Annotated in this window: 12 protein-coding genes and 1 tRNA gene; 1 reads left to right on the top strand and 12 read right to left on the bottom strand. The window is 28.0% G+C overall.

From position 1 onward, the window contains the following. Window positions 1-9: 9 nt before the first annotated feature. From prmC to HMPREF2782_RS00535, 10 genes are all read right to left on the bottom strand, one after another. Window positions 10-801: a peptide chain release factor N(5)-glutamine methyltransferase gene (prmC, locus tag HMPREF2782_RS00580; RefSeq protein WP_070640052.1), complete on the bottom strand. Its 792-nt coding sequence runs from the start codon at window positions 799-801 to the stop codon at window positions 10-12. A 35-nt stretch (window positions 802-836) separates the two neighbouring features. Beyond that, a complete protein-coding gene (gene rpmE, locus HMPREF2782_RS00575; protein WP_004839030.1) occupies window positions 837-1,043 on the bottom strand; it encodes a 50S ribosomal protein L31 in 207 nt (68 codons plus the stop codon). A gap of 64 nt (window positions 1,044-1,107) precedes the next feature. Continuing rightward, the gene (locus HMPREF2782_RS00570) at window positions 1,108-1,698 is read right to left on the bottom strand and encodes a TVP38/TMEM64 family protein (RefSeq protein WP_070640051.1); all 591 of its coding nucleotides are present in this window, start codon (window positions 1,696-1,698) and stop codon (window positions 1,108-1,110) included. 58 nt (window positions 1,699-1,756) lie between these two features. Next, on the bottom strand, window positions 1,757-3,112 hold the full coding sequence (gene rho, locus HMPREF2782_RS00565; protein ID WP_070640049.1) for a transcription termination factor Rho: 1,356 nt from the start codon (window positions 3,110-3,112) through the stop codon (window positions 1,757-1,759). A gap of 53 nt (window positions 3,113-3,165) precedes the next feature. Further along, on the bottom strand, window positions 3,166-4,035 hold the full coding sequence (fba, locus tag HMPREF2782_RS00560; RefSeq protein ID WP_070640047.1) for a class II fructose-1,6-bisphosphate aldolase: 870 nt from the start codon (window positions 4,033-4,035) through the stop codon (window positions 3,166-3,168). Window positions 4,036-4,044: 9 nt separating this feature from the next. After that, entirely contained in the window at window positions 4,045-4,344 is a 300-nt protein-coding gene (locus tag HMPREF2782_RS00555) for a thioredoxin family protein (RefSeq protein WP_004839036.1), read from the bottom strand. After that, window positions 4,335-6,053 (bottom strand): proline--tRNA ligase, encoded by a 1,719-nt coding sequence (locus tag HMPREF2782_RS00550; protein WP_070640044.1) that lies wholly within the window; start codon window positions 6,051-6,053, stop codon window positions 4,335-4,337. The genes HMPREF2782_RS00555 and HMPREF2782_RS00550 overlap by 10 nt, the downstream gene beginning before the upstream one ends. A 63-nt stretch (window positions 6,054-6,116) precedes the next feature. After that, window positions 6,117-6,608, bottom strand: coding sequence for a PTS sugar transporter subunit IIA (locus HMPREF2782_RS00545; protein ID WP_070606003.1), 492 nt, complete (start codon window positions 6,606-6,608; stop codon window positions 6,117-6,119). Continuing rightward, on the bottom strand, window positions 6,609-8,699 hold the full coding sequence (locus tag HMPREF2782_RS00540; RefSeq protein ID WP_070640040.1) for a Tex-like N-terminal domain-containing protein: 2,091 nt from the start codon (window positions 8,697-8,699) through the stop codon (window positions 6,609-6,611). A gap of 164 nt (window positions 8,700-8,863) precedes the next feature. Continuing rightward, entirely contained in the window at window positions 8,864-10,036 is a 1,173-nt protein-coding gene (locus HMPREF2782_RS00535) for a hypothetical protein (protein ID WP_070640037.1), read from the bottom strand. 95 nt (window positions 10,037-10,131) lie between these two features. On the opposite strand from HMPREF2782_RS00535, the gene HMPREF2782_RS00530 reads away from it, so the two are divergent. Continuing rightward, window positions 10,132-10,207 (top strand) — tRNA-Thr (locus HMPREF2782_RS00530). Window positions 10,208-10,281: 74 nt separating this feature from the next. On the opposite strand, the gene mtaB is transcribed toward HMPREF2782_RS00530, so the two are convergent. Continuing rightward, on the bottom strand, window positions 10,282-11,580 hold the full coding sequence (gene mtaB, locus HMPREF2782_RS00525; RefSeq protein WP_070640033.1) for a tRNA (N(6)-L-threonylcarbamoyladenosine(37)-C(2))-methylthiotransferase MtaB: 1,299 nt from the start codon (window positions 11,578-11,580) through the stop codon (window positions 10,282-10,284). After that, window positions 11,580-12,692 carry a molecular chaperone DnaJ gene (gene dnaJ / locus HMPREF2782_RS00520; protein WP_070640029.1) on the bottom strand — a complete coding sequence of 371 codons (1,113 nt, stop codon included), beginning with the start codon at window positions 12,690-12,692 and terminating at the stop codon, window positions 11,580-11,582. Before dnaJ ends, mtaB begins: the two co-directional genes overlap by 1 nt. Window positions 12,693-12,781 lie beyond the last annotated feature (89 nt).

Genomic DNA, 12,781 nt, shown 5'->3' with positions numbered 1-12,781 from the left:
ATATCCTCCTTAGATACAAGCTTTAATTATCCTATCAAAATCATTAAAATCCTTGTAGGCTTTTATTTGTTTATATCCATATTCTTCTAATAAATTACTTATAGAATCTTTTTGATCATAACCTATCTCTAAATATATTTTACCATTTTTATTTAGAAAGTTTTTTGCATTTTTTATTATTTTCTTATAAAAATATAAACCATCTTCTCCACCAAAAAGAGCATTTTGAGGTTCATAATATAATTTCTTATCTAATTTTTCAAAATCTTCCTTATTAATATAAGGTGGATTTGAAACTATTATATCGAATTTATCATCTATATTTGAAAAAATGTCACTTTCTTTAAATTCTACGTTATTAATATTTAACTTAATCTTATTTTCATTTGCAAGGTCTATAGCATTTTTTGATATATCTACTCCAATAATTTTAGAATCTTTTAGATTTTTTGAAAGAGCAAGAGAAATAGCTCCGCTTCCTGTGCCTATATCAAGAATTTTTTTATTATTTGAATTATCATTAATAATAAGATCTACCAAAATTTCTGTTTCATACCTTGGTATTAAAGCTCTTTTATCTACTAATAAATCTAAACCATAAAAATTCCACTTGCCAATTGCATATTGGAGTGGATAACCTTCATTTATTTTATCATTAATTATTTTTAATTCATTTTCTATTTTTTCATCTAAAGCTTCTTCTTTATTAAGAAACAATAAATTTTTGTTTGTATTTAATAAATATGTAAGAGCAATTATCAAATCATTATTGTTTTTTTCTAAAATATCTTTAATTTTCATAAATACATATAAAAAATAAGGTTAGAAACCTAACCTTATTTATTTCTTCCATATTTTTTATTGAATTTTTCTACATTACCACCACGGTCAGAAAATCTTTGTTTTCCTGTATAAAATGGATGGCATTGTGAACATACTTCAACTTTGATTTCTTCTTCTGTTGAACCAACAGTGAATTCATTACCACATGATGTGCAAGTAACTTTTGCTTGGTGGTATTCTGGATGTAGTTCTTTTTTCATATAAACACCTCTTCTTGTCTCTTTCAATAAGCAATAATGATTATACCATAGGAATATTTATCTTTCAAGCAAAACTTTTAAATATTGTTTTGATTCCCAAAACAAGTCCCATCGAATAAATAAATATTGAAGGAGGCTTACAAAAAATAATTATTTTTACAAAAGTTATTAACTTCATATCAGTAAGTCCTGAAAAATAACACAAAAAATCATCAGGAGCCACTGGAAGTAAAATAGCCCAAGCAAAAAATTTATCATATTTTTCGTGGTTTAACCACTTATCATATTTTTTAAAATTTTCTTCGCCAAAAATTGCAAGGACAACTTCCTTACCAAAAAATCTAGAAATTAAAAATACTATAATAGAACCAAGACAAATGGAAATATAATTATAAACAAAGCCCCACAAAGGTCCAAACATAACAACTCCAAAAGCTGTAGTAATTCCACCTGGTATAACTGGAATTATGATTTGGATTATTTGCAAAATCATAAAAATTAGTGGAGCCCAAATCCCATATTGTTGCAAAAATTTTTGAAGACTTGCAACTGATGTAAATATTCCCATCTTATAACCCTTGTAGCCTAAGTAAATAGAAATTAAAATTATAAGAATACTTGTAATATTTATTATAGTTTTTGCTTTAACTTTCATAAAATTTCCTAACTTAATTTATTACATCTTCATTATAACTTATATAATAAATTTATGGCTAATTTTTGTAAGTTTTATTTATAAGTTCTACAAATTCATCATTTGATTTGCATTTTGCCATTAAATTAATTAATTCATTTGTGAAATCTATCTTATCTTTCATATCAGAATTTCTAAGTTTATAAACTGCCTCAAGCTCTTTGTTGTTCAATAATAAATTATCTTTTCTTGTTGATGATTTTTCTATGTCAATGGCTGGGAAAATTCTTCTTTGGGCAAGCTTTCTATCAAGATGCAATTCCATATTACCAGTTCCCTTAAATTCTTCATACACCATATCATCCATTCTTGATCCTGTATCGACAAGGGCTGTTGCAATAATTGTAAGAGATCCACCGTTTTCAATATTTCTTGCAGCTCCAAAAAATTTCTTTGGACCAATTAAAGCCAAAGGATCAAGTCCACCAGAAAGAGTTCTTCCTGATTGTGGAGTCATAATATTATAAGCCCTTGCAAGCCTTGTAATTGAATCTAATAAAATTACAACATCTTTATTATCTTCCACAAGTCTTTTTGCTCTTTCAAGAACCATCTCTTGCATATAAATATGATTTTGAGGAGCCTTATCAAAAGTTGATGCTGCAACTTCTGTTCTTGTAAGCTCATTATCTTTATCTCTGTATTGATTTACAAATCTTTTAAAATCTGTAACTTCTTCTGGTCTTTCATCAATCAATAAAACCAAAATCTTTAAATCATCAAAGTTTTTTTCAAGAGCATATTCAATATCCTTAATCAAAGTAGTCTTACCAGCTTTTGGTTGAGATACAATAAGACCTCTTTGTCCTCTTCCTATAGGCGCAATAATATCTATTATTCTTTGAGAAATTTTATCTTTGCTTGTTTCAAGTTTTAATTTTTGATTTGGGTAAATTGGTGTGAGTGATTCAAAATTTGACCTATTAAAAGCATCTGCTGCCTTTAAGCCATTTACATCTGATACGAAAATTAAGGGAGAAAATTTATCTTTATCTTTTTTTACTCTGGCAATTCCTTTAATAAAATCACCTGTTTTTAGTCTAAACATTTTAACTTGCTTAGGAGAAACATATATATCATCATTGCTAGATTCATAAAGCTCAGTTCTTAAAAATCCAAAACCATCTTCGTGAAGGTCTAAGAGTCCTTCGCAATTAAATTTTTCTCCAAGATCAAAATTTTCATTTGAATCATCTAAATCATTGCTAGAACTTTCTTTATTTTCAAAATTTTTATTATTGCTATATGCCTCTTTAATTATTTCTACAAGCTCATTTTTTCTGTAAGATGAAAGAGATTTTATAGAAAGATTTTTTCCAATTTCTCTTAGTTCATCTAACTTTAGCTTATCTAAATCATTTATATTTATATCCATATTATTCCTTTACAAATAAAAATATACGGAGCCAAAAGGCTCCGATTTTATTTTTATTTTTCTGCTGAATTTTCACATTCGAAAAATTCTATTTTTTCTCTAACCTTATCTTTGATTGCTTCAAAACCTGGTTTTAATACTTTTCTTGGGTCAAATCCCTTGCCAACTTTATCTTTACCTTCTTCAAAATATTTTCTTGTAGCTTCTGTAAATACTATTTGGCATTCAGTATTAATATTTATTTTTGAAACTCCTCTTTCGATAGCTTTTTTAACTTGTTCTTCTGGAATTCCTGTACCTCCGTGTAAAACTAGAGGAATTTTTCCAGCTGCTTCTTTGATTTCTTCAAGTCTTTTAAAATTAAGTCCTTGCCAATCTTCTGGATAAACTCCGTGAATATTTCCAATTCCTGCTGCTAAGAAATCAATGCCAAGTGATGCAACTTTTTTACATTCTTCAGGATCTGCTAATTCTCCTGCAGAAACAACTCCATCTTCTTCTCCACCGATTCCACCAACTTCTGCTTCTACAGAAACATTTTTGGAATGACATAACTCAACAATTTCTTTTGTTTTTTCTATATTTTCATCTATTGGTAGGCTTGAACCATCAAACATTATTGATGTAAATCCTGCATCTAGTGCTTTTTTAGCTCCTTCGTATGAACCATGGTCTAAGTGAAGGGCAACTGGTACTGTGATATTTAAATCTTTATCAAGTCCTTCAACCATTTTACTAACTACATTAAATCCACCCATATATTTTGCAGCACCTTCTGATACTCCCAAAATAACTGCTGATTTTTTTTCTTGACAAGCTTCAAGTATTGCCTTTGTCCATTCAAGGTTATTTATATTGAATTGTCCAATTCCATAACCATTTTCATAAGCCTTATCTAACATTTCTTTTGCATTAACTAACATATTTGCTCCTTAAATACTCCTTAATGAATTTATTATAAAATCATTTTCGTTTAGACTATCTTTAGTAATAGAAACTAAAGATGGTATTTGATTAATACCCAATTTTTTGATTAATTCCCTATTTTTATCAATGTCTATAATCATTTTTTTTATATTTTTATATGAGTCTTCTTCTTCTTTTAAAAAGTTTTTTTTCATTAAATTCGAAGAGCTTGACCAATTTGCATGAAATAGGGCTATTATTTTTTTATTATCAACTAATATCTTTTTTAAAAATTCTTTTGAAATTTTATAATCAACTATTTGCATAAATCGTCTTTTATTGAAGATATAATTTTTTCGATAGCTTCATCTGTTGGCATTTTTAAATTTTCCATATCAGATCTTTTTGAAAATTCTACCATGTCATCTTTTGAATCTTTTCCTACAGTAATTCTATAAGGAACTCCAACCAAGTCTCTGTCATTAAATTTAACTCCAGCTCTTTCTTTCCTATCATCAAGCATTACTTCAATGCCTGCATCTAATAATTTATTGTAGATTTTTTCTGCTATTTCTTTTTGCTCTTCATTGTTTTTGTTTACAAGAGTTATCCAAGCTTCAAATGGGGCAACTTTTGTTGGCCAAATTATTCCATTTTCATCGTAATGTTGCTCAATAATTGCAGAAATTGATCTTGTAATTCCTATTCCATAAGAGCCCATTATAAATGGTTTTTGTTTTCCATTTTCATCCAAGAAATAAGCCTCAAGACTTTCGGAATATTTTGTTCCCAATTGGAAAATATTTCCTACTTCTATTCCACGAGCAAGTTGAAGTTTTTCTTTTCCATCTTGTGAAAGATCTCCTTCTTTTGCTGTCAATAAATCTTCGCAAACTTCCCCATCAAAATCTCTCTTATAATTTGCATTTATATAATGGTGATCAGTTTTATTTGCTCCAATTACAATATTTTTATATCTTGTAATTGATTTATCAACTATTACTCTTACATCTTCTTTTAAATCTTTTGGACCTGTAAAACCCGGTTCTGCTCCAGTAATTTTTTTTATTGTTTCATCATCCATCATTTCTATTTCATGTTCTGGGACTTGTAAATAAGAAATTAATTTTGCCATATTTAATTCCCTATCTCCTGGAACAATAACGAAAACAGGTTCACCTTGGACTAATAAATCTACAGCTTTGGCACATTTATTTTCATCTATTTTTAGAAAATTTGAAACTTCTTCAATTGTTTTTGCATCTTTTGTTTCTACTAATTCTAATTCTTTTTCTTCTTCATTTTCGTCAATTTCTAGGAAAAATTTTGCAGATTCATCAGTTGCTGCATAATTTGAATTTTCTGTATAAAAAATTTCGCCTTCTCCTGTTTCTGCAAGTGCCATAAATTCGTGGCTTATATTTCCACCCATAGCTCCAGAATCTCCCTCAACAATTTTATAATCAAGGTCTAAGGCATCAAAAACTTCTACATAAGCATCCCACATTTTTTGGTAAGATTTTTCCAAGCCTTCCATATCAACGTCAAATGAATAAGCATCTTTCATTATAAAATCTCTTGACCTATTTATTCCAAATCTTGGTCTTTTTTCATCCCTAAATTTTGAAACTATTTGGTACAAATTTAATGGAAGCTGCTTATATGAATTTAATTCGTCTTTAATTAAATTTGTAAATTGTTCTTCGGCAGTTGGTCCAAGGCAAAATTCTCTGTCGTGTCTATCTTTTATTTTAAACATTTCCGGTCCAAAATTTTGCCATCTACCAGATTTTTCCCAAATATCTTTACTTTGTAATACTGAAGTTGAAACTTCTATGGAATCATATTTTTCCATAGATTTTCTTACAATATTTTCAATTTTATTTATAACTTTCATTCCTAATGGCAAGTAGGAATAAACTCCTGATGAAGTTTTTCTAATAAAAGCTCCTCTTACCAAAAGCTTGTGACTTTGTGTTTCTGCATCTTGAGGATCATCTCTTAATGTAGGCATATAATAATTCGATAATCTCATTTATCCTCCACTTTTTAAATTTTTATCCTTAAAAATATTATCACACTTAGTTTTTTTAATCAATTATTCTACGATTGTAACTTTTTGAACTTCTTCGCCACAATTTGCATCAAAATTTATTTCTGATAAAATATTTTCTTCCAAATTTGCGACAATACAAGGTGTAATTATTGAAGGCACTTTGTCTTTTATTTTTTCAATATCTACTGACAATACCTTATCGCCTTTTTTAACCATATCTCCAACTTTAACATGAGGAGTAAAGCCTTCGCCTTTTAATTCTACAGTTTCAAGTCCAAAATGTACTAATACTTCAAGTCCTTCTTGTGTTTTTATTCCGATCGCATGGTATCCTTCTGGTTGTAAAGTAACTTCTCCACTTACCGGGGCAAAAACTTCGCCATTTTCAGGTTCTACTGCAAATCCATCTCCTACCATTTTTTCTGCAAAAACTGGATCTGGCACTTCTTCTAATTTTACAACTTTTCCTTTTACTGGACTTGCTATAGATACGATTTTTTCTTCCTTTTTTTTCTTTTTAAAAAAATCAAACATTTATTTCTCCTTTAAATTTTTCATTGACAAACCAATTCTTTCTCTTTTTTTGTCAATTTCTATTACCTTTACTTTTATTATATCAGAATTTGTAACAATCTCATTTGGATCTTTTATAAATTTATCGCTCATATTTGATATATGAACAAGTCCATCAATTCCTACTCCAATATCAACAAAGCAACCGAACTCTGTTATATTTCTTACAGTTCCTTCCAAAATATCTCCCTCATTCAAATCATCTATTGATAAAATTTCACTTTTTGTAACAACTTCTGGAAGTTCATCTCTTGGATCACGTCCTGGTTTTTTTAATTCTTCAATTATATCTTTTAAGGTTAAAACACCTACTTCAAGTTCGTCAGCACATTTTTCTAAATCAATTTCATCCAAATTATAATCTACAAGTTTTTTTGCAATAATGTAGCTTTCTGGATGAACTGCTGTATTATCCAAAAAATTTGGAGAGTCGGGAAATCTCAAAAATCCTGCTGCCATCTTATAAGTTTTATCTCCAAGACCTTTAACTTTTTTTAAGTCTTTTCTTTCTTTTATCGCACCATTTTTAAAATCTTCTTCTATTCTTTTTGCAAGATTTAAATTTAATCCAGAAACATAAGATAATAATTTGTAAGATGCATTATTTATATTGACGCCAACTTCATTTACACTATCTTCTACAACTTTTTCAAGCTCATCGTCTAATTTTTTTTGATTTATATCATGTTGATATTGTCCAACGCCCAAATGTTTTGGATCAATTTTTACAAGCTCTGCCATAGGATCTTGAAGTCTTCTTGCCATTGAAACTGCACCTCTAATTGTAACATCAAGATTTGGAAATTCTTCTTCCCCAAGCTTTGATGCAGAATAAACAGAAGCTCCTGCTTCATTTACAATTGCATAAGAAACACCATCAACTTCTTTTAATAATTTATTTACAACAATTTCAGTTTCCCTGCTTGCAGTTGCATTTCCCAAAGCAATTATATCAACATCGTATTTACTAATTAAATTTTTTAAAATCTCAATAGATTCTTTTTCTTTAGAGTGAGGTTTTACTGGATAAATTACAGCCTGATCCAAATATTTTCCGTGCTTATCAATAACAGCAACCTTACAACCTGTCCTAAAACCCGGATCAAGGCCAATTATATTTTTATCTTTGATAGGTCTTTGTAAAATATATGGCTTCAAATTTTTTGAAAATACTTTAATTGATTCATTTTCGGCATTTTCAGTAAGTTTATTTTTTATTTCAGTTGTTATTGTAGGAATCAAAAGCCTTTTGTATGAATCTTCAATAGCTTTTCTTATCAAAGATTCTGTATAATCATTATTGGATTTGTAAAGATTTTTGATTAAAGTTAGATTGTAATTATCTGTAAATTCTAATTTTACAGTCAAGTCACCATTTTTTTCTGCCCTATTTAAGGCTAAAATTTGAAAAGGCTTTAAATTTTTAATTTTCTCATCAAAACCATAATAATTTTCATAAATTAAATCTTCATCTTCTTTTTTTTCTGCCAAAATTCTTGCCCTAACAAGCCCATCTCTTCTAATAATATTTTTGGCCTCAATATTATTTGCAACATCTTCTGCCAAAATATCTAAAGATTTATTTATAGCATCGACTTCATCCTCAATGCCTTCTTTTATGTATTTTTTTGCAAGAAGAAGTCCTTCTTCTTCGCTTGTTGCATTCATCAAAATTTCATCCAAAAGCTCCATTAGACCAAGCTCTTTTGCCTTATCAGCTCTTGTTTTTCTTTTTTTCTTAAAAGGAGCATATATATCTTCAAGCTCAGTCAAAGTTTTTGCCTTTTCAATTTTTTCTTTTAATTCATCGTCAAGTTTTTCTTGATTTTCCAAAGAAGTAAGAATTTCTTCTTTTCTTTTTTCAAAATTTCTAAGCCTTGTAAGTCCACTTTCAATATCTCTAATTTCAGTATCTTTTAAGCCACCAGTTTTTTCTTTTCTATATCTTGCAATGAAAGCAACAGTAGAGCCTTCATCTAATAATTTTATAACCTCATCAATACTTTTTTGATTAATATTCAATTCATCGGAAAGAATTTTTGATATTTCCATTATTACCTCACTAATTCAATCTAAAATCACAAAAATATAGGAGATTTCCTATATTTTTTAATTAATATATTTATATAGATACAAATATACTATACTCTTTTTTAAAAAAATAAAAAAGCTGGTGCAAAAACCATTATTGATTAATAATTTTCACCAGCTTTAATTTAATTTTCTGTTATATAATTTATTTTATATTTTGGGAAATTCATAGAAATTGTTCTTCCTTGAAATTCATTTCCAAATGACCTATCAAGCTCATATAGGTTTGATGGATCATAAAATACTACCTTTGAATTTTTTGCTTTTTGTGGAATCAAATCAAGTTGAAATTTATATTTTGATCTATTTTTTGAATAATCTAAAAGCAAATCAATAAATCTTCCATAATCATAATCATTGAAATTTTCAAATTCCAAATCAAGCTTGTATTCATCATCTTGTCTAATATCAGCTTTACACTTGTCTGATTTATAAGATTTTTTCACTCCATCAGCTAAATTTGTCAAAGAAATCATTGTAACAAGTTTGCTATTTTTGTCATTTATAAGATTAATCAAATCATTTTGATTCATTTTATCTCTAAAATCATATAAATTTATTTCTTCATTTATATTTTCATTTAATTTTTTATCTATATCCTTCAAATTTAATCTTTTTGTTTGAGTTTTTTCTAAATCATCCTCTACTTGTTCATTTTCTTCTTTTTTCAAAACTTTTCTATCTGAATTTTTGCTTTTGTTTTGAGAATTTTTTCTAAAAGGAATATTTAAATCATCAAACCTCATTCTGCCTGTATTTCCCTTAAATGTATCAACTCTTTTATATGTATTGTATAATGTTGTAAATACCATAAATAAAAAAGATAGGCTTGTAAGTAAGTGTAAAATATTTTTATAAATTCCACCTCCAGGATTAAATACATTTAATAAAAGCATAATCAAAAATGGAAGTGAGCCTGTGTATGCGAAAAAACTTTTTATAGGATTTTTATCAGACTTTTGTTTTTTTACTGGATTTTTATCTTTAAAAAGCTCTTTTTTTCTCTTATTTTTCATTATTCTTTTTATATTTTTATAGGCAAAAATAAAAAATCCCAAAGCATACAATATATTTATAATAAGCTTAATGCTAGGATAATTTTGGTAAATATTTATCGGCAAAACCCTCATAATAAAATCGAAAATAAAGGTCATTACTAATAAAAATAAACCAGCCTTTATTAAAATTTTTGATATTAAAAACAAAATAGCAAGTCCTAAAATTAAAACTATAATTACTAATGGCAAATTCATTTTGTTTAAAATATCATATATTCCATCATAATTTAAATTATTCATATTACCACCTTTGAAATAATTATACCAAATATAAAAAAAAATTGAAATCTATCTATATTGAATAAATTTTAAATTTTCGTATAATAAATTTATATGCTGGAATAGCTCAATCGGTAGAGCAATTGTATCGTAAACAAAAGGTTGCGGGTTCAAGTCCTGTTTCCAGCTCCAAATATAAAAAGGCTATTACAAAAAATTATTTTTTTATAATTTTGCAATAGCCTTTTAAAATTTTTATAAAATTTTTAATCTACAATATCTCCAATCAAATAATCATCTATTCGTTGAGTTATTTTTACATTTTTTATTTCATTAATTTCTACCTTGTCTTTGCTATGAACCCTTAAATAATTTGTAGAATATCCTGACCTATATCCATCAAGCTCTGTTTTTGTTTCAAATAAAACTGATAAAGTTTTTCCAATTTGCTTATCTAAAAATTCATGAGAAATTTCTTTTTCAATTTCAGATAATTCCTTTGACCTACGTTTTTTAATGTTTCCATCAACTTGATTTTTCATACTAGCAGCCTTAGTCCCATCTCTTTTTGAATATTTAAAAAGATGAGTTTTGGAAAATTTAATATCTTTTACAAAGTTTTTAGTTTCTTCGTGATTTTTTTCGCTTTCATTTGGAAAACCTACAATTATATCTGTTGTAAGTCCTGCATTTGGAAAATATTCCCTAATCAAATCTACTTTTTCTTTAAAAACTTTTGTGGTATATTTTCTATTCATTAATTTTAAAACATCATCAGAACCCGATTGGAGGGATAAATGAAAATGATCACAGGCTTTTTTTGTATCTTTCATTCTTTGTAAAAATTCCCTATCAATATGTCTTGGCTCCATTGATGATAATCTAATTCTTTCTATCCCATCAATTTTTGCAATGTGTTCAATCACATCTATTAGGGAAATATCCAAATCAAAATCTTTTCCATAGCTTGCAACATGAATTCCTGTTAGAACAATTTCTTTATATCCATTGTCCCTAAGTCTTTTTGCCTCATCAATTATCGAAACTAAATCTCTTGATGCAATATTTCCTCTTGCATAAGGAATCAAACAATATGAGCAATACATATTGCAACCGTCTTGGATTTTTATATAAGCACGAGTCATATCAGCTTGGTTTGAAATTTCCAAATCTTCAATTGCCTCTCCTATTGAAAATTCTTCTACATCTTCCATTTTTTTATTATTTTTTATAAATTTTTCGCAAAGGTCAACCACTTCTTCTTTATTTCTAGAACCCAAAATTATATCAACGCCATCAATTTTTTTTACTTCATCAGCCTTTACTTGTGAATAGCAACCAATAACTGCAATTACTGCATCTTTGTTTTCTTTTCTAGCTTTTGAAATAGTTTGTCTGGATTTTCTATCGCTCATATTTGTTACTGTGCAAGTATTTATAACATAAATATCAGCATTTTCTTCTTTTTTTTCAAATCCTCTCTTTTTAAATAATTCTTCTATGGCCTCTGATTCATATTGGTTTACTTTACATCCTAAAGTTTTTATATTAAATGTTTTTTTCATTAATCAAACAAATCCTTTAATTTTTCAAAAAAGTTCTTGTCTTCTTTTACCTCATCGCCAGATATTTCAGCAAACTCTTTTAATTTTTCCTTTTGTTCTTTGGATAATTTTGTTGGAGTAATAACTTTTACATAAAAATAAAGATCTCCTTGTCTTTTAAACCTATCAGATTTTATTCCTTCATTTTTAATTCTAAATTTACTTCCTGTTTGAGTTCCTGCTGGGATATGATATTCTTGAGTTGTTGTAAGAGTAGGAACTTCTACATTTCCGCCCAAAGCTGCTGTTGCAAAAGAAATTGGCATCTCATAATAAATATCAAGTCCATCTCTTTTAAAAATTTCGTGTTCTTCAACTTTTAAAATTATATACAAATCTCCATAAGAACCACCATTTTCTCCAGCATTTCCCTTTCCAACAACTCTCATTACAGAATCATTTTCAACACCTGATGGTATATCAATTTTTATTTTTTCATTTTTAATTTTTCTTCCTGTTCCATGGCAATCTGGACATTTTTCTTCAATAATTTCTCCAGATCCATGGCAATTATCACAAGTTGTTTGGCGAGAAACAGTTCCAAATGGAGTTTGGCTAATATTATTTATAACGCCCGTTCCATTACACTTAGGACAAGTTTTAATTTTACTTTCATCTTTTGCACCTTTGCCGTTACAAGTTTCACATTCAACTTCTCTTCTTACTTGAATTTCTTTAGAAATTCCAAAAGCTGATTCTTTGAAAGTTAATTTTACAACTTGTTGAATATCAGATCCTTTTCTTGGTCTTTTTCTATTTTGACTTCTTCCTTGAGAAAAAATATCTCCAAATATGTCCCCAAATATATCTCCAAATCCCCCAAAATCGCCAGAAAATCCGCCAGCTCCACCATTTTCAAATGCAGCTGCTCCGTAAGTATCATATTGACGTTTTTTTTGTGGATCAGATAAAATTTCGTAGGCTTCTGAAATTTCTTTAAATTTTTCTTGGGCCTCTTCGTCATCCGGATTTAAGTCTGGATGGTATTTTTTTGCAAGTTTCCTATATTTTCTTTTTAATTCAGAATCAGTGACATTTTTGTCAACTTCTAATAATTCATAAGGGTCTTTCATTTATCCTCCAATATAAAAAAAATAAATTATTGCTAATTTATTTGTAGTATCTTAATTTATAATTTTATTTTTTTATCTAAGCTCAACTA

Source organism: Anaerococcus sp. HMSC068A02 (assembly GCF_001811125.1).
GTDB lineage: Bacteria > Bacillota > Clostridia > Tissierellales > Peptoniphilaceae > Anaerococcus > Anaerococcus vaginalis_C.
The sequence above is the reverse complement of the archived record's forward strand: the minus strand, read 5'-3'. Positions and strand labels throughout refer to the sequence as shown.